This is a genomic window from Pseudomonas sp. W4I3 (assembly GCF_030816195.1).
GTDB lineage: Bacteria > Pseudomonadota > Gammaproteobacteria > Pseudomonadales > Pseudomonadaceae > Aquipseudomonas.
Genome location: NZ_JAUSXS010000001.1, coordinates 568,160 through 584,742 on the forward strand (window position 1 = coordinate 568,160; position 16,583 = coordinate 584,742).

The window sequence follows — 16,583 nt, forward strand, 5'->3', positions numbered from 1 at the left end:
CCGTCTTCCCCCGGCACCCTAGAATGCGCCGATGCGCGATGATCTCTCCCTTTTGCTGAACTCCCTCAACGATGCCCAACGCCAGGCCGTAGCGGCCCCCGTTGGCCGTCAGTTGGTCCTGGCCGGTGCTGGCTCCGGTAAAACCCGAGTGCTGGTGCACCGTATCGCCTGGTTGATCCAGGTCGAGAACGCGTCCCCCCATTCCATCCTGTCGGTGACCTTCACCAACAAGGCGGCTGCCGAAATGCGCCATCGCATCGAGCAGTTGATGGGCATCAGCCCGGCCGGCATGTGGGTGGGCACCTTCCACGGCCTGGCGCACCGCCTGTTGCGAGCCCATTGGCAGGAAGCGGGGCTGAGCCAGACGTTCCAGATCCTCGACAGCGACGACCAGCAACGTCTGGTCAAGCGAGTGATACGCGAGCTGGGGCTGGATGAACAGCGCTGGCCGGCCCGCCAGGCCCAGTGGTTCATCAACGGCCAGAAAGACGAAGGCCTGCGCCCGCAGCATATTCAGGCCAGCGGTGACCTGTTCCTGGCCACCATGCGCAGCATCTATGAAGCCTACGAGGCCGCCTGCCTGCGCGCCGGCGTGATCGACTTCTCCGAGCTGCTGTTGCGCGCCCTCGACCTGTGGCGCGACAACCCCGGCTTGCTGGCCCATTACCAGAAGCGCTTCCGGCACATTCTGGTGGACGAGTTCCAGGACACCAACGCCGTGCAGTACGCCTGGTTGCGCCTGCTGGCCAAGGGCGGCGACAGCCTGATGGTGGTGGGCGACGACGACCAGTCGATCTACGGCTGGCGCGGCGCGAAAATCGAGAACATCTACCAGTACTCCGAAGACTTCCCGGACGCGCAAACCATCCGCCTCGAGCAGAACTACCGCTCCACCGCCGGGATCCTGAAGGCCGCCAACGCCTTGATCGCCAACAACACCGGGCGCCTGGGCAAAGAGCTGTGGACCGACGGCGGCGAAGGCGAAGCGATCAACCTGTACGCTGCGTTCAACGAGCACGATGAAGCGCGCTACGTGGTGGAAACCATCGAAAGCGCGCTGAAAACCGGCCTGGCGCGCAGTGATATCGCTATTCTTTACCGCTCCAACGCCCAATCGCGGGTATTGGAAGAAGCCTTGTTGCGCGAGCGCATCCCTTATCGCATCTACGGCGGCCAGCGCTTCTTCGAGCGTGCGGAAATCAAGAACGCCATGGCCTACCTGCGCTTGCTGGAAGGTCGCGGCAACGATGCGGCGCTGGAGCGGGTCATTAATGTGCCGGCCCGTGGCATCGGGGAAAAAACTGTCGAGGCCATTCGCGAACACGCCCGCCATGCCGATGTGTCGATGTGGGAGGCCATGCGCCTGCTTATCGCCAATAAAGGCCTGACGGGCCGCGCGGCCGGCGCGTTGGGCGTGTTTGTCGAATTGATCGAGAACCTTGCGGCCAAATGCGCGGAAATGCCCCTGCACTTGATGACCCAGACCGTGATCGAGCAGTCCGGCCTGATCGCCTACCACGAGGCGGAGAAAGGCGAGAAAGGCCAGGCCCGGGTAGAAAACCTTGAGGAACTGGTCAGCGCCGCCCGCGCCTTCGAGAACACCGATGAAGATGAAGAGCTGACCCCGCTCGCCGCCTTCCTTGGCCATGCGTCGCTGGAGGCCGGCGATACCCAGGCCGACGAGCATGAAGACAGCATCCAGCTGATGACCTTGCACAGTGCCAAGGGCCTGGAATTCCCGTATGTGTTCCTGGTAGGCATGGAAGAAGGCCTGTTCCCCCACAAGATGAGCCTGGAAGAACCTGGCCGCCTTGAGGAAGAACGCCGCCTGGCTTACGTGGGCATTACCCGGGCCATGCAGAACCTGGTGATGACCTATGCCGAGACCCGACGCCTGTACGGCAGCGAGACCTACAACAAGGTGTCGCGCTTCGTACGTGAAGTGCCGAAGGGGCTGATCCAGGAAGTGCGCCTGTCCAACAGCGTCAGCCGCCCGTTCGGCGGCGGCCAGCAGCAGAACTCCAGCACCCTGTTTGCCGGCTCCGCGATTCCGGAAACCGCCTTCAGCCTGGGCCAGCAGGTCCGGCATGCCATCTTTGGGGAAGGCGTGATCCTCAACTTCGAAGGCGCCGGTGCCCAGGCACGGGTGCAGGTCAACTTTGCCGAAGGCAGCAAGTGGCTGATGATGGGCTACGCGAAGCTTGAGGCGGTCTGAAATGACGGTAGGTAGCGAGGGAGCAAGCTCCCTCGCCACGTCAAGCCACCCCATGAAACACCGCGTAACATGAAGATTATAAGCTCACCCTTGTTTTAGACGAGCGCGGGCCAATATCTGTAATACGTCTTACAGACCGCTCTGAATCGGTCCTACGCAAAAGCCCGAAACATTATGCCGCTAGCCACTGTCACGACACCTGTGCAACATGGCGCGCGTGCAATCCACAAATGGGAATTCCCTTTATGAAACGTTTTCTTAGCATCGCCATGGCGTTGTGCATCGGCTTGACGATGAGCCTCGACGCCAACGCCAAACGCTTCGGTGGCGGCAAGAGCATGGGCTCGGCACCGACTCACCAGACCAGCCAGATGGCTCCATCCGCCGGTGCCGGCGGTGCTGCAGCTACCGCAGGCGCAGCCGGTGCCGCGGGCGCTGCTGCCAAGGCCGGCGGTGCTTCGCGCTGGTTGGGCCCGCTGGCCGGCATCGCCGCCGGTGGCTTGCTCGCGTCCATGTTCATGGGCGGCGGCTTCCAGGGCATGCAGATCTTCGACATCCTGATCCTGGCGGTTATCGCCTTTGTGATCTTCCGCTTCATCGCCGCCCGTCGCCGCAAGCAGCAGGAGCACCTGGCTCCGGCCGGCGCGCCGATGCAGCGTGAAGTGTTTGAGCAAAAGCCAGCCATGGGTTCGATCTTCGGCGGTTCGGCAGCCCCCGCCGCCGCCCGTCCGGTGATCAACGCACCAGCCTGGTTCAACGAAGAGCGTTTCGTGGAAGCGGCCCGCAACCACTTCCAGTCCCTGCAGCAGCACTGGGACGCCAACGAAATGGACAAGATCGCCGAGTTCGTGACCCCGCAACTGCTGGACTTCCTCAAGCGCGAACGCGCCGACCTGGGTGACGGTTTCCAGTCGACCTATATCGACGACCTGCGCGTACAGCTGGAAGGCGTGGATGATCGCGCCGACAAGACCATCGCCACCCTGACCTTCAGCGGCGTGTCGAAGACCTCGCGTTTCGACCAGGGCGAAGTGTTCAGCGAAAGCTGGAACATGGAGCGCGCCCAGGGCGACAACCAGCCATGGCTGGTCGCTGGTATCCGCCAGAACGGCTGAGACCTGAACGCCTGAACAAGCGGTAACGAAAACCCCGGACATGTCCGGGGTTTTCTATTTCACGGTTGCACTTATAGCGAGCTACTGTATAAAACGCCCCTATAAACCGCGCCATCTAGCAAGAGGATCCCGGCCGTGGAAGAAATCATCGAACAACTGCGTGAAGCCAACGAACCGGTCCCGGTTCCTTTGGAGCTGCCTGACGAAGACCAACTGGTGGAAATCGAGGAACAACTGTTCATCGACATCCCATTTGTGTTCCGCGAATTCCTGCTGACCGTCAGCGACGTGGTCTACGGCAGTCTTGAGCCGGTGACTGTCACCGACCCGCAATCCCACACTTATCTGCCGGACGTTGCCGCCAACGCCTGGGATGCCGGTGTAGACCGCAGCCTGATCCCGATCTGCCAGGACGGCGATGACTACTACTGCGTCGAAGAAGACGGCACCGTGGTGCTGTGGTCCGCCGAGGAAGAGCTGGTCCAGGAAGAAACCTGGGAATCGGTGTGGCACTGGGCACGGGACGTCTGGCTGGAAAGCTGAGGCCTGTGTAGGCGTCGAGCTTGCTCGCGCGAAACCTGAGGGCGCCACTGGGTGTCAGGTTTCCCGCGTTATCGTTAACGATCTTCGCGAACAAGCTCGCTCCTACTGCGTATCCTTGTGGTTATCCAGCGTTTCCAGCAAGGCAACCTGCATCCGCGTATGCACGCGGATGAACCAGCGCCAGAGCACAGCCGCCACCGCCGCGGTAACCACCGCGATGAGCACCAGCAACTTGTTGGTCGGTAAAATACTGGCCGACAAGGCTGCCAGCAGCAGGAAGATCACCAACAGCGACAGAATGGGGATCAGCTCTGCAATCACCCGTCGCACGCGGTGGGTATGCCGTCCCGCCATTTCCGGCTTAACGCTCATCTCGGCCAACAACATCGACAACGCCTTGAGCTTGCGATACGCCGCAATCAGAAACGGCAGCGACAACAGCAACGCCCCCGCCCCAGATCAATGCCTTCTGCCAGCTTTGATCGCTGATCCACCCTTCCAGATACCCTCCGATGCGCGCCGCGAAAAAGCTTCCGGCGAAGAAGATCGCGATCACCAGCGCCAGGTTCACCCCCACTTGCAGAACGATCTTGCGGATCATCGCCGCCAGCATGGCGCCTTCGCCTTGAGGCTGGATACTGCGCAGCCACTCGCCATACATCCCGAATACCCGGCTCATGCGCTGGGGCATCACAGCGGCAATTTTCAATGACAGCGGGTCGGCACCACGGATCAGGTAAGGGGTGAGCAACGTCGTGATGGCCGAAACCGCCACCGCCACCGGGTACAGAAAATCGCTGGTGACCTGCAGGGTCATTCCCAGCGCCGCGATGATGAAAGAGAATTCGCCAATCTGTGACAGCCCCATGCCCACCCGCAGCGAGGTGCGGCCATCGTTGCCGGCGATAAACGCGCCGAGCCCGCAAGACAGCATCTTGCCCAGCACCACGGCAACGGTAATCACCGCAATCGGCCAGGCGTACTGCAGCAGGATCTGCGGGTCGATCATCAACCCAATGGCAACAAAGAAGATCGCACTGAACATGTCGCGAACCGGCTCGATCAGGCGCTCGATCTTAATCAGTTGGCGTGATTCGGCCATGATCGCGCCGATCAGGAAAGCCCCCAGCACCATGCTGTATTCTAGCTTGACCACCAGCAGGCAGAAGCCGAAACACAGACCCAGTACGGTGATCAGAAGCACCTCATTACTTTCGAACTTGGCGACATAAGCCAGCAAGCGCGGTACCAGCAGAATGCCAATCACCAGGGCAACAATCATGAACAGCGACAGCTTGCCCACGGTGGAAAACACCTCGCCGGAACTGACCGTACCACTGACGGCAATGCTCGACAGCAGGGCAATGATGCCGATCCCCAGGATGTCCTCGACGATCAGTACGCCGAATATCAGCTGGGCGAAACGCTGGTTCTTCATCTTCAGGTCATTGAGCGCCTTGACGATGATGGTGGTGGAGGAGATCGCCAGGATCGCGCCGAGGAACAGTGAATCCATGGTGTTCCAGTCGAACCACTGGCCAATCTCGTAGCCGATCCAGATCATCAGGATGATTTCCAGGAACGCCGCGATAAACGCCGTGGCGCCGACCTTGAATAGCTTGCGCAGGCTGAATTCCAGGCCCAGGCAGAACATCAGGAAGATCACCCCCAGTTCAGCCAGGGTCTTGATCGTGTCTTCATCGTGAATCAGGCCGAACGGCGGCGTGTGGGGGCCGATAATGAAGCCGGCGACGATATAGCCCAGCACCACCGGCTGCTTGAGGCGATGGAACAGAATGGTGACCACCCCCGCCACCAGCATGATCACGGCCAAGTCCTGGATAAAGCTGATGGCGTGCATGGCGAGGGGCTCCTTGAAATAGCTGGCGCTTTTCTCACTTCCCGCGTGCGCTAGCGCTGAAAGAAAAGTCTGCCGTGATCGTGAGAAATGCCCCGAGATGGGCTTTTGAAGGTTAACACCGCGACTTCCGCCGGAAAGCCGGTGCAATATATGGAAACAGATCGGCCCAAGCGTGACGGCAAGCCGCCCGCCGGCGTCCCGTTAAGGATGGCGCTGCAAAGACCCCAGCACCCGCAGAGGTGCCCTCCCCCAACCAATGCCTACAACCCGTGAGTGTGCTATGGAACCCGGAAACGCCCAGCTGTCGATGACGGTATTGATGACCCCTGACATGGCCAACTTCTCAGGCAATGTCCACGGCGGCACACTGCTCAAGTACCTCGACGAAGTGGCGTACGCGTGCGCCAGCCGTTATGCCGGTCGTTATGTGGTCACGCTGTCGGTGGACCAGGTGATTTTCCGCGAGCCGATCCATGTCGGCGAGCTGGTGACCTTTCTCGCGTCGGTCAACTACACCGGCAACACCTCGATGGAAGTGGGCATCAAGGTGGTGACCGAGAACATCCGTGAACGCTCGGTGCGTCATACCAACAGTTGCTTTTTCACCATGGTGGCGGTGGATGACCAGCGCAAACCGGCCGCCGTACCGCCCTTGCAGCCGCAGAACAGCGAAGACAAGCGCCGCTTCGTGCAGGCCCAGCAGCGTCGGCAGATTCGCCAGGAACTGGAAAAGCGCTACCAGGAAATCAAGGCCGACGCGCCCTGACTTAAGCTCTGCAAACCCAGTCAAATGTGGGAGGGGGCTTGCTCCCGATAGCGGTGTTTCAGCCAAAGAGATGGCGGCTGATATATCGCAATCGGGGGCAAGCCCCCTCCCACATTGGGTTCTGTGTGCTTACAGGCTGATCGGCGTGGCTTCGAAACGCACGCGGGGGTGGGCGATACGATCCTGCGCCCGCACCAGTTCCAGTTCGTAACTGGCGCAGGCCTGGGTCTCCAGCAGCACCTCGTGCACCGCCGCTGCGGTGAACTCGAAAGCCGCCACCAGGCTATCGCCCAATAGCACCCGCGCCAGGAACAACCCCGACGTCAGGTCACCCACGCCCACCGGCTGGCGCGGGAATGCCAGCAGCGGTCGACGCAAATGCCAACTGCCATCGGCCGTCACCAGCAACATCTCGAAGCCGTCCGGCAATTTGCCCGGGTAATCCAGGTGCTTGACCAACACCGCCTTCGGCCCGCGCGTCAGTAATGCCTTGGCCATCGCGAGGCAATCGAGCAGCGATTGCGGTTTGCGCCCGGCAAAGCTGTCCAGCTCCAGTTGGTTAGGGCACAGGAAATCGGCCACGGCCGCCGCCTCGTTCAGCAGGAAATCACTGACTTCCTGCGGCACGATGCAGCCCTTTTCCGGATGGCCCATCACCGGGTCGCACAGGTACATGACCTTGGGGTTGAGCGCCTTGATGCGCGCCACACCGCTAAGAATTGCACGCCCCTGGTCCGCACTGCCGAGGTAGCCCGACAGCACCGCATCGCAGTTACCCAGCTCGCCGATCGCCGCGATCCCTTCCACCAGTGCCGGAATTTGCTGCGGGGCCAGCACTTCGCCCGCCCAGTGACCATACTGTGTGTGGTTGGAGAACTGCACCGTGTTGAGCGGCCATACATTCACCCCGACCCGCTGCATGGGGAACACGGCGGCGCTGTTTCCGGCGTGGCCAAAGACCACATGAGACTGGATCGCAAGCAGATGGGGTGTACGTTTCATGCAGGAGATTTCCATAAAGCCGTTGAAATTCTGGCCGCGCAGTATGCGACTAAACGCAGCCTGTACGACAGACCGGCGACACAGTTAAGCTGCGCTCACTTTGTTGGAGTTCATGGAATGCTGACCCTGGGAAACATCTTCGTCTTGATGCTGCTGGCGACCGGCGCGGCTTGGGTCTGGCATAACCATGGCCTGCGCGAGCGGGCGCTGGAGCGGGTCAAGCAGCACTGCGCCAAGCTCGACATCGAACTGCTCGACGGCGCGGTGGCCTTGAAACGCATCGGTTTCGTGAAAGATGCCAAGGGTCGGCGACGATTGGCCCGCGTCTACAATTTCGAGTTCACCGTGACGGGCGAGGCTCGCCACAGCGGGACCATCACCCAGTTTGGCGCCCACAGCGCGCAGATTGAACTGGCGCCCTACCCGTTCGAAGCCAAGGAGCCGCTGCCCAGCGCCGAGGTCATCGAACTGAGCCAGTGGCGCCAGGACCACGCAACCAAGAACCGTCAGTAACGGCAGGCCGCCAGTGCGGCCTGCAATGCCGCCACGTCCTGGAGCGCGCTGAAGATCAGTTCGATGCGTGAATCACGACGCCATTCGCTGGGCTGCCAGACCGGCAGGCTGTTATCCACAGCGTTGGCGGACACCCAGGCGTTACGGCTGTGGATAACCAGCTTGGCGCGACGCCAGTGCAGACTTTTCAGCCACTGACTCAAGCGCTCCTGGTCAAATTGCTGGCTCGGATGCCAGCGCCAACCGACGCTCCAGCCGCCCTCCTGGGCCTGGCTCAGGCAGATGGGCAGTGTGGGGTCGTGCCATACCGTCGGCATTGGCGCCGAACCAGTGGGCACTGCAAAGTTATCCACAACCCCGCCAGCCTGAGCTTTCAAGCCAGGTAGCTGTTCAATGGGCAACTGCGCCTGGCGCGTCCAATACAGTGCGTAACCCGATAACTGCTGCTCGATGGCCTGGCGTTGCAGCGCATCCAGTGCCTCATCCTTGTTCAATACCAGCAGGCCGGCACTGGCCAGCGCTTCCTGCTGTGCTTGCGGCAAGGGTTTGCCCGCTGCCAGACCCTGGGCGTCCAGCACCAGCACGCACGGCTGAACCGCCAGCACGCCTTGCCATGGCGCTTGCCCCAATTGTTTGAGTAACTGCGCCGGATGGCCCAAGCCCGACGGCTCGATAAACAGTCGATCCGGCCCGGCCTTGCGCAATAACCGGCCCAGGCCCACCTGGAACGGCGCGCCGTTCACACAACACAGGCAGCCTCCCGCCACTTCACCCAAGGCAATGCCATCGTCATCTTGAGTGAGCAAGGCAGCGTCCAAGCCGATCTGGCCGAACTCGTTGATCAGCACCGCCCAGCGCTCACTTGCCGGACGTTGGGAAAGCAGATGTTTGATCAGGCTGGTCTTGCCGACGCCCAAGGGCCCGGCAATCACGTGAGTGGGAATGTTCTGCAGCATGGGTGGCATCATTCAGACGGTCTGGAGTGCTTGATCCTACGCGTTTATGCCAGCCAATCCAGCGTGAGGATCAAGCGACGCTCACTCGCTTTCAGTGCGGGCGAGCGATGAATGAGGCCATGGTTTTCATTGCCGTGCCATTTCGTGCCCTTGAGCAGGGCTACTTCACCACACAGGATTTGCTCAATACGCTCAGTGGGTTCCGCGTCAGGCTGGCCCAACCGGCGGCGGTCCATGACGCCTTCGCGCAGCCACTGACTGCCGACGCCGGCATAGGTGGTGATCAGCCGCACAGGCACATGGTCGACATGAAAGCGCGGGCACATGGCCTTGTCCAGCAGGCGCAAACGCACGCCGATGCGCTTGGCGCCAAGCAGGCAGGCGAACGCGCTGACCAGCCAGGACACATCGGCGATAAAGCCATCATAGCCTTCCAGATCGCGGCAACCGGACGCCAGACCCTGCAGGTTCGGCGCGCTGTCTTCGCTGTCCAACTCGATGACCAACGCTTCGGCCAGCGGCTCGTCGAGCGCTACCATCAGGGCGCCGAACTCGGCGATATGCAACGGCAATTGGCGCTGCCACAGCGCCAGGTTCACGCCGTCGTCGAGTATGTCAGACAACGCCAGCGGGCTTTCGCCACGGGTCTGGCGAATCACGGGGCGCAGGGGACTAACCGAGGCCAGCATCAGGCGACTGCCTCTTCATACCAGGGGCCAAAAGGGTCTACCCATTGACGCCAACTTTCGACGCCCAGGGCCATTTCCGCGTCTGTGAGCAGGCACTGGTCCAGCTCGGCGCGCATCGTGGCGAAGTCGATGTTCTGCCCGATAAACACCAGTTCCTGACGGCAATCACCGGTGCTCAGTTGCCAGTTATCCATAATCGCCGCGACACTTTCCGGGTCTTGCGGCCATTCGCTTTTTGGCACGAAACGCCACCAGCGCCCGGCGAAACCATGGCGCATCAAACCACCGGCCTGAGACCAGCTGCCGGCATCCTGATGTTTGCTGGCCAGCCAGAAGAAGCCTTTGGAACGCAACAGCTTGCCGTTCACCCAGGGGCGGTCGATGAAGTCAAAAAACCGCTGCGGGTGAAAGGGACGGCGCGCACGGTAAGCGGTAGAGGCAATGCCATATTCTTCGGACTCCGGCACGTGTTCGCCGCGCATCTCCTGTAACCAGCCCGGGGCCTGGGCGGCGCGCTCGAAATCAAAGCGACCGGTGTTGAGGATCTTGTCCAGCGGCACTTGGCCCATGACCATCGGGATGATTTGCGCCTGGGCGTTGAGGCGCTCAAGGATCGCCATCAGCTCTTCGCGCTCGTGGCTGCTGATCAGGTCGATCTTGCTGATCAAAATCACGTCGGCAAATTCGATCTGTTCGATCAGCAGGTCGGTGATCGAGCGCTCATCCTCTTCGCCCAGGGTTTGCCCACGTGAGGCCAGGCTATCTGCGGCCTGGTAGTCGAGCAGAAAATTCATGCCGTCGACCACCGTAACCATAGTGTCCAGGCGCGCAATGTCCGCCAGACTCTGCTCGTTTTCATCGCGAAAGGTGAAGGTTTCGGCGACCGGCAGCGGTTCGGAGATGCCGGTGGATTCGATCAGCAGGTAATCGAACCGACCTTCCCTGGCGAGCTTGCCGACCTCTTCGAGCAAGTCCTCGCGCAGGGTGCAGCAGATGCAGCCGTTGCTCATCTCCACCAGTTTTTCTTCGGCGCGATTGAGCGTGACGTCGCGCTGGACTTCGCTGCCGTCGATGTTGATTTCGCTCATGTCGTTGACAATTACCGCGACCCGCAGGTTTTCGCGGTTGCGCAGCACATAGTTGAGCAGCGTGCTTTTACCGGCGCCGAGAAAGCCGGACAACACGGTAACGGGTAGACGATTGGGCATCAGGTCGATCTCATCTGGCTGCCCGGTCAAGCCAGGCTTTGTTTTATGTTATAGTATAACAATGCAAGCAAGCCAACCCCTCTTGTTCCTGGCGACGAAGGGCGCAATGCTTGATCACCTTCCAGCCCTGAGAAACCCGATGAAACGCCTTTGCTACGTCCTGTTATTGGCAGCGGCAGGACCTGCCTGTGCGCAAACCCCAAGCCTGTTGGCCAACTGCACGCGCAGCGCCAACCTGCTGGCCTGCGTGGACCCGTTGGGCAATGCCTACAGCGTGGCGACCGTGGGCAGCACCACGTATCTGCGCGGGTTCGAGGTGGTCGGCAAACGCTACTGGGCACAGACCAACAGCCGTTATGGACAACTGACGTTCTTTACCGGGCTGGCGTCGGATGGTGAGGCCTGGGTCGGCTACACCCGGCGCGTGGGCTGGACCACCCTTAACCGGTTCTCCAGTTCAGGTGGAGCCAGCGCCACGTTCACCTGCAGCCGAATCACCGGCTGTTAGACCTGGCCGTTCTTCTGCTCCTGCACCCAGGCCATGTAGCTGTTCATCGGCGGGTTTTTCTCGAAGTATTTTTTCAGCCCGTCGAACAAGCCATCCGCCACCGCCTGTTGATGACGCGCCGTCACCAACCGCTGGGCGTCCTGGGTATTGGAGATAAACCCGGTCTCGACCAGGATCGACGGCACGTCCGGCGATTTGAGCACTGCGAAGCCGGCCTGTTCCACGCGTTTCTGATGCAGGCTGGTGATGTTTTGCAGGCTGCCCAATACCGAGCTGCCCAGTTGCAGGCTGGAGGCGATGGTGGCGTTCATCGACATGTCGAGAATCACCCCCGCGAGCATCGGGTCCTTGTCCTTCAGGTTGAGCAACGTCGTGGCGCCCAGCAGATCCGCGCCGTTTTCACGCTGCGCCATGAAACGCGCGGTCGCGGAAGTAGCGCCGCCCTCGGACAACGCATACACCGAGGCACCCGACGCGGTGAGCCTGGGGGCGGCGTCGGCATGTACCGAGATGAACATGTCGGCTTTGTGCTGGCGGGCGATGTCCACGCGCTTGCGTAACGGCACGAAGAAGTCATCGTTGCGCACCAGTTTTACGTCGAAGCCTTTTTCGCGCTTGAGCCGCTTGGCCAGCAATTGAGCAACCGACAGCACCACGTCTTTTTCTCGCTGGCCCTTGGAGCCGATGGCGCCGGGGTCCTTGCCGCCGTGGCCAGGGTCGACCACCACAATGATGTCGCGCTTGGGGTGGGCCTTATCCACCGGCGCGATCAATGGCGCAGGCTCGGCGGCGATCTGACGAGGCGCGTGTGTGGCGCTGCTCAGGTCAAGCACCAGGCGATGGCCCTGACCGTCCTGGGGCGGTAACAGAAAACTGTTGAGCTGCATCGGCGCAGCCAGGTCCAGCACGATGCGGGTGTCGTTTTTGCCGAAATGGCCGGAGCGAATCGAGGTAATCCCGCTGTTCTTCAGCACCAACTGAGAGAAGTCACCACTGAGCCCGGCGCCGCTCAGGTCGATGATCACGCGTTCCGGGGCGGCCAGCGAAAACGTCTTGTATTGCACCGGGCCGCTGAGATCGAACACCAGCCGCAGCTTATCGTCCGAACGCCACAGCCGCGCATTGCGAATCTGCGTGGCGTACGCCCCCAGCGGCAAGGCGAACAAGGGGCTGACCAGCAGCAGGTTGAGGAGTTGACGTCTGTGCATGACCTATACCGCAAATAAGGGAGCGTCCCTGCTCGACGTGACTGAAGAAAGGCTGGAGCAGAAATTTCATCGTGGAATAGATTGTTATACTATAACATGTCTAATTATTTCCAACGATGGACCAGCTTATGAATGCGCTGACTCTGCCGGATATCGCCGCGCAAGCTTCACGCCAGGCCTTGCCGCTGGATTGGGTAGGCATGTGCGGCATTGCCTTGCCTGTCTTGTTCGATGGCCAACGTCTGCCCGCCACCGCCGATGCGGGCGTGAGCCTGGACGATGGCTCGGCCCGTGGCATTCATATGTCACGCCTGTACCTGGCGCTGGAGATGTTCGACCAGCAACCGCTAACGCTTGCACTTCTGCGTAATGTACTGCAGCGCTTTCTCGACACACATGAAGATTTATCTAACAACGCCTACCTGCGTATTCACACCCAATTACTGCTTAAACGGCCTGCTCTGGTCAGCGCTTTGGACGGTTGGAAGCGTTACCCGGTGAGTATCGAGGCGCGTCTGGAAAATCAGATGTTCCACGTGGAACTAAAAATTGACGTTACTTATTCCTCAACCTGCCCTTGCTCCGCTGCCCTTGCCAGGCAGTTGATTCAGCAGCAGTTTCTCGCCGACTTCGCTAACAAACCGTTGCAGCATGCCGAGGTACTGACCTGGCTCGGCAGCGCCGACGGCATCGTTGCCACGCCCCACAGCCAGCGCAGCAGTGCGCAGTTACACGTGCAGATTCAAGGTGACGAACTGCCAATACTTGAATTGATCAACGATGCCGAAGCCGCGCTCGGCACCGCCGTGCAAACCGCGGTGAAACGCGCGGACGAACAAGCCTTCGCCCTGGCCAACGGGCAGAACTTGATGTTCTGCGAAGACGCCGCGCGCCGCCTGAACCTCGCCTTGAAACGCTCGGATGCGGTCAACGCCTTCCATCTCAAAGTGATCCACGCCGAAAGCCTGCACGCGCACGATGCCGTGGCTGAAAGCCGCTGGACGAGACCTGCCACATGATCACCTGCAACGCATTGCGCTGGGGCGCTCCGGGCCAACCGCTCACTCCCGCCGTGGATTTCACCCTGGAAAAAGGCAGCCTCACCGGCGTCATCGGCCCCAACGGCTGTGGCAAGAGCAGCCTGCTCAAAGTCATCGCCGGCCTGCAAAAGCCGCTGGCTGGGAAAGTCAGCGTCGATGTGCCACGCCGCGGCGGCCTGGCGTTCCTCCCCCAGCAACAACACTTGGATCGCCAGTTTCCCATCAGCCTGCAAGAACTGGTCGCCGCCGGATTCTGGGGCACCAGGCTCACACCGCAGCAACGCAGCGAACGCCTGCACGCCGTGCTGGAAGACTGGTGCCTCGGCGGCCTGGAGCAGCGCCCGTTGATGGCCTTGTCCGGCGGCCAACTGCAACGCGCCCTGCTCGCACGAATGAACCTGGCCGACTCACCGGTGCTGCTGCTCGACGAACCCCACGCGGCCCTCGACGAAGAAGGCCAGGCGCTGTGCTGGAAACACATTCACGCCTGGCATGACGAAGGCCGCACGCTGATGGTGGTCTGCCACGACCTGGCGTCGGTGCGCCATCACACCCAACACGTGCTGCACATCAAAAGCACGGGCTGCGCACTGGGCCTGAGCAAAGAGCTGATCCGCCCCCAACCGCAATTGCAGGTGGCCTGATGCACTTCGCCGCGCACTTGTGGATGCCCTTTGTCGATTTCGTCTTCATGCGCCGCGCGCTGATCGGTGGCCTGGTACTCGCCTGCAGCACCGCGCCGCTGGGCGTGTTTTTGATCCTGCGACGCATGAGCCTGATTGGTGATGCCGTGGCCCACGGCATCCTGCCCGGTGCCGCCCTGGGCTTCTGGTTCGCCGGGTTGAGCCTGCCGGCGCTGACCATCGGCGGCCTGGGCGCGGGCCTGAGCATGGCCGGGCTGTCCGCCTGGATCACCCGCCGCACCGGCCTGCGTGAAGACGCCAGCCTCGCCGCCATCTACCCCATCTCCCTCGCCGCCGGCGTGTTGATCCTCGGCATCGCCGGCAAGCGTCTGGACCTGTTGCACTTGCTGTTCGGCTCCGCCCTGGCGGTGGATGAAACCACCCTCACCGGCATGCTCTGGGTCTCCGGTTTCAGCCTGATCGCCATGGCGCTGATCTACAAACCGCTGCTGCTCGACACCCTCGATCCACTGTTCCTGCAAACCGTCAGCCGCCTCGGCCCGCTCGCCCACGGACTGTTCCTGACGCTGGTGGTGCTGAACCTGGTCATCGGTTTCCAGGCCATCGGCGCCTTGATGGTGGTGGGCTTGATGATGCTGCCGGCCATCGCTTCGCGCTTCTGGAGCCGGCGCCTGCCGGTGTTGATCGCGGTATCGGCAGTGCTGGGATGCCTGTCGGTGTGGCTGGGCTTGTTGCTGTCGTTCTATTACTCACTGCCCAGCGGCCCGGCCATCGTGCTGGTGGCGGGCGGCGGGTATTTGCTGTCCGTGGTCTTCGGTCCGGTGCACGGCTTGCTGCGCCGCCCGCCCTTGCTTACATCCCAATGAGGTGTCTCCCGATGCGCGCTCTACTCGTGCTGTTCAGTCTGCTGTTGCCGCTGTCGATGGCGCAGGCCGCCGATAAGCTCCAGGTGGTTACCAGCTTCAGTATTCTCGATGACATCACCCACCAGATCGGTGGCGACCACATCCAAATCAGCAACATGGTCGGCCCGGACGCCGACGCTCACACCTACGAACCCACACCGGACGACGCCAAGGCGTTGCTCAAGGCCAAGCTCATCATCAAGAACGGCCTGGGCTTCGAGCCCTGGCTGGACCGCCTGGTAACCAGCACTGAAACCAAGGCCACGGTGGTCACTGCCAGCAAAGGCGTGATCTCCCACACCATGGACGAGGACGGCGAAACCATCCCTGACCCACACGCCTGGCACAACCTGGCCAACGCCGAGATCTACGTTAACAACATCACCAAAGCGCTGGTCACCGCCGACCCGGCCAACCAGGCTGACTACCTGCGCAACAGCCAGGCCTACCTCAAGGAAATCCACCGCGTGCTGGCCGAAGCCAAGACCAAGTTCGGCGCACTGCCCGCAGGCAATCGCCGCATCGTGACTTCCCATGACGCCTTCGGTTACCTGGGCCAGGCCTATGGCATTCAGTTTCTTGCGCCTCAGGGCTTGTCCACTGAGCGCGAGCCGTCAGCCGCCGAAGTGGCCGCGCTGATCACTCAAATCCGCAAGGACAAGGTCAAGGCCGTGTTCATGGAGAACATCAAGGACTCGCGCCTGCTCAAGCAAATCGCCGACGAAAGCGGCGCGCAGATTGGCGGCACGCTGTACTCCGACGCCCTCGCCGCCGAAGGCCCGGCCAGCACCTTTATCGGACTGTTTGAATACAACCTCAACACCTTGTGCGCAGCGTTGAGCAAACTATGATCCGCAAGAATCCTTCCGGCGACCTGCCGGTGATCGCCGAATCGGCATACGTCGATAAAACCGCGATCATCTGCGGCAAGGTGATCATCGGCGAGAACGTATTTGTGGGCCCCTACGCGGTGATCCGCGCCGATGAAGTCAACGCCAGCGGCGCCATGGACCCGATCACCATCGGTGCCAACTCCAATATCCAGGACGGTGTGGTGATCCATTCCAAGTCCGGCGCCGCCGTGACCATTGGCGAGTTCACCTCCATCGCACACCGTTCCATCGTCCACGGCCCCTGCACCGTGGGCGACCGCGTGTTTATCGGTTTCAATAGCGTGCTGTTCAACTGCGCGGTAGGCGACGGCTCGGTGGTGCGGCACAACTCGGTCGTGGACGGGCGCGACCTGCCCGCTGCTTTCTACGTCCCCTCCACTACCCGCATCGGGCCCACCACCGACTTGTCGCAGTTCGCGCCGGTGAGCGTCAGCGCCTCGGAGTTTTCCGAGGACGTGGCACGCACCAATGTCGACCTGGTGCGCGGCTACAAAGCCCTGCAAAACGAGTTCTGAAG

16 protein-coding genes and 1 pseudogene are annotated in these 16,583 nt (G+C 61.4%); 11 read left to right on the plus strand and 6 right to left on the minus strand.

All coding sequences use genetic code 11. The features are described from left to right. Window positions 1–31: 31 nt before the first annotated feature. From uvrD to QF045_RS02610, 3 genes are all read left to right on the plus strand, one after another. The gene (uvrD, locus tag QF045_RS02600) at window positions 32–2,215 is read left to right on the plus strand and encodes a DNA helicase II (RefSeq protein ID WP_306490938.1); all 2,184 of its coding nucleotides are present in this window, start codon (window positions 32–34) and stop codon (window positions 2,213–2,215) included. Window positions 2,216–2,460: 245 nt separating this feature from the next. Further along, a complete protein-coding gene (locus QF045_RS02605; protein ID WP_124388831.1) occupies window positions 2,461–3,330 on the plus strand; it encodes a Tim44 domain-containing protein in 870 nt (289 codons plus the stop codon). A gap of 135 nt (window positions 3,331–3,465) precedes the next feature. Continuing rightward, window positions 3,466–3,873: an SMI1/KNR4 family protein gene (locus QF045_RS02610; RefSeq protein ID WP_003195742.1), complete on the plus strand. Its 408-nt coding sequence runs from the start codon at window positions 3,466–3,468 to the stop codon at window positions 3,871–3,873. 102 nt (window positions 3,874–3,975) lie between these two features. On the opposite strand, the pseudogene QF045_RS02620 reads toward QF045_RS02610, so the two are convergent. Further along, window positions 3,976–5,734: pseudogene (locus tag QF045_RS02620) on the minus strand (cation:proton antiporter). Between the two features lie 280 nt (window positions 5,735–6,014). Between QF045_RS02620 and QF045_RS02625 the strand changes: the two are divergent. Further along, on the plus strand, window positions 6,015–6,500 hold the full coding sequence (locus tag QF045_RS02625; protein WP_053258732.1) for an acyl-CoA thioesterase: 486 nt from the start codon (window positions 6,015–6,017) through the stop codon (window positions 6,498–6,500). Window positions 6,501–6,629: 129 nt separating this feature from the next. On the opposite strand, the gene pdxY is transcribed toward QF045_RS02625, so the two are convergent. After that, window positions 6,630–7,502 carry a pyridoxal kinase PdxY gene (gene pdxY / locus QF045_RS02630; RefSeq protein ID WP_306490939.1) on the minus strand — a complete coding sequence of 291 codons (873 nt, stop codon included), beginning with the start codon at window positions 7,500–7,502 and terminating at the stop codon, window positions 6,630–6,632. Window positions 7,503–7,619: 117 nt separating this feature from the next. Between pdxY and QF045_RS02635 the strand changes: the two genes are divergently transcribed. Then, the gene (locus QF045_RS02635) at window positions 7,620–8,015 is read left to right on the plus strand and encodes a DUF3301 domain-containing protein (RefSeq protein WP_124388834.1); all 396 of its coding nucleotides are present in this window, start codon (window positions 7,620–7,622) and stop codon (window positions 8,013–8,015) included. Here the strand turns inward: QF045_RS02635 and QF045_RS02640 are convergent. From QF045_RS02640 to zigA, 3 genes are read right to left on the minus strand one after another with little or no spacing between them, the layout of a single operon-like run. Continuing rightward, window positions 8,009–8,971, minus strand: coding sequence for a GTP-binding protein (locus QF045_RS02640; protein WP_306490940.1), 963 nt, complete (start codon window positions 8,969–8,971; stop codon window positions 8,009–8,011). The genes QF045_RS02635 and QF045_RS02640 overlap by 7 nt on opposite strands. A 44-nt stretch (window positions 8,972–9,015) precedes the next feature. After that, window positions 9,016–9,660 carry a DUF1826 domain-containing protein gene (locus QF045_RS02645; protein WP_306490941.1) on the minus strand — a complete coding sequence of 215 codons (645 nt, stop codon included), beginning with the start codon at window positions 9,658–9,660 and terminating at the stop codon, window positions 9,016–9,018. Continuing rightward, window positions 9,660–10,868, minus strand: a complete 1,209-nt coding sequence (gene zigA, locus QF045_RS02650; protein ID WP_306490942.1) for a zinc metallochaperone GTPase ZigA — start codon at window positions 10,866–10,868, stop codon at window positions 9,660–9,662. The genes QF045_RS02645 and zigA overlap by 1 nt, the downstream gene beginning before the upstream one ends. A 139-nt stretch (window positions 10,869–11,007) precedes the next feature. Here zigA and QF045_RS02655 point away from each other — a divergent pair, with 139 nt between their 5' ends. Beyond that, on the plus strand, window positions 11,008–11,376 hold the full coding sequence (locus QF045_RS02655) for a glutamine synthetase (protein WP_306490943.1): 369 nt from the start codon (window positions 11,008–11,010) through the stop codon (window positions 11,374–11,376). Here QF045_RS02655 and QF045_RS02660 read toward each other — a convergent pair. Further along, entirely contained in the window at window positions 11,373–12,584 is a 1,212-nt protein-coding gene (locus tag QF045_RS02660) for an N-acetylmuramoyl-L-alanine amidase (RefSeq protein ID WP_306490944.1), read from the minus strand. The genes QF045_RS02655 and QF045_RS02660 overlap by 4 nt on opposite strands. A gap of 128 nt (window positions 12,585–12,712) precedes the next feature. Here QF045_RS02660 and folE2 point away from each other — a divergent pair, with 128 nt between their 5' ends. From folE2 to QF045_RS02685, 5 genes are read left to right on the plus strand one after another with little or no spacing between them, the layout of a single operon-like run. Next, window positions 12,713–13,603 carry a GTP cyclohydrolase FolE2 gene (gene folE2 / locus QF045_RS02665; protein WP_306490945.1) on the plus strand — a complete coding sequence of 297 codons (891 nt, stop codon included), beginning with the start codon at window positions 12,713–12,715 and terminating at the stop codon, window positions 13,601–13,603. Then, window positions 13,600–14,268 (plus strand): metal ABC transporter ATP-binding protein, encoded by a 669-nt coding sequence (locus QF045_RS02670; protein ID WP_306490946.1) that lies wholly within the window; start codon window positions 13,600–13,602, stop codon window positions 14,266–14,268. Before folE2 ends, QF045_RS02670 begins: the two co-directional genes overlap by 4 nt. Then, the gene (locus QF045_RS02675; protein WP_306490947.1) at window positions 14,268–15,134 is read left to right on the plus strand and encodes a metal ABC transporter permease; all 867 of its coding nucleotides are present in this window, start codon (window positions 14,268–14,270) and stop codon (window positions 15,132–15,134) included. The genes QF045_RS02670 and QF045_RS02675 overlap by 1 nt, the downstream gene beginning before the upstream one ends. Window positions 15,135–15,145: 11 nt before the next feature. After that, the gene (locus QF045_RS02680) at window positions 15,146–16,024 is read left to right on the plus strand and encodes a metal ABC transporter substrate-binding protein (protein ID WP_306490948.1); all 879 of its coding nucleotides are present in this window, start codon (window positions 15,146–15,148) and stop codon (window positions 16,022–16,024) included. Further along, window positions 16,021–16,581 carry a DapH/DapD/GlmU-related protein gene (locus QF045_RS02685; protein WP_306490949.1) on the plus strand — a complete coding sequence of 187 codons (561 nt, stop codon included), beginning with the start codon at window positions 16,021–16,023 and terminating at the stop codon, window positions 16,579–16,581. The genes QF045_RS02680 and QF045_RS02685 overlap by 4 nt, the downstream gene beginning before the upstream one ends. The last annotated feature ends 2 nt before the right edge of the window (window positions 16,582–16,583 follow it).

Coding starts and splice junctions, on each gene's coding strand:
- uvrD (WP_306490938.1), top strand. CDS start 32: ATGCGCGATGATCTCTCCCTTTTGCTGAACTCCCTCAACGATGCCCAA.
- QF045_RS02605 (WP_124388831.1), top strand. CDS start 2,461: ATGAAACGTTTTCTTAGCATCGCCATGGCGTTGTGCATCGGCTTGACG.
- QF045_RS02625 (WP_053258732.1), top strand. CDS start 6,015: ATGGAACCCGGAAACGCCCAGCTGTCGATGACGGTATTGATGACCCCT.
- pdxY (WP_306490939.1), bottom strand. CDS start 7,502: ATGAAACGTACACCCCATCTGCTTGCGATCCAGTCTCATGTGGTCTTT.
- QF045_RS02635 (WP_124388834.1), top strand. CDS start 7,620: ATGCTGACCCTGGGAAACATCTTCGTCTTGATGCTGCTGGCGACCGGC.
- QF045_RS02640 (WP_306490940.1), bottom strand. CDS start 8,971: ATGCTGCAGAACATTCCCACTCACGTGATTGCCGGGCCCTTGGGCGTC.
- QF045_RS02645 (WP_306490941.1), bottom strand. CDS start 9,660: ATGCTGGCCTCGGTTAGTCCCCTGCGCCCCGTGATTCGCCAGACCCGT.
- zigA (WP_306490942.1), bottom strand. CDS start 10,868: ATGCCCAATCGTCTACCCGTTACCGTGTTGTCCGGCTTTCTCGGCGCC.
- QF045_RS02655 (WP_306490943.1), top strand. CDS start 11,008: ATGAAACGCCTTTGCTACGTCCTGTTATTGGCAGCGGCAGGACCTGCC.
- QF045_RS02660 (WP_306490944.1), bottom strand. CDS start 12,584: ATGCACAGACGTCAACTCCTCAACCTGCTGCTGGTCAGCCCCTTGTTC.
- folE2 (WP_306490945.1), top strand. CDS start 12,713: ATGAATGCGCTGACTCTGCCGGATATCGCCGCGCAAGCTTCACGCCAG.
- QF045_RS02670 (WP_306490946.1), top strand. CDS start 13,600: ATGATCACCTGCAACGCATTGCGCTGGGGCGCTCCGGGCCAACCGCTC.
- QF045_RS02675 (WP_306490947.1), top strand. CDS start 14,268: ATGCACTTCGCCGCGCACTTGTGGATGCCCTTTGTCGATTTCGTCTTC.
- QF045_RS02680 (WP_306490948.1), top strand. CDS start 15,146: ATGCGCGCTCTACTCGTGCTGTTCAGTCTGCTGTTGCCGCTGTCGATG.
- QF045_RS02685 (WP_306490949.1), top strand. CDS start 16,021: ATGATCCGCAAGAATCCTTCCGGCGACCTGCCGGTGATCGCCGAATCG.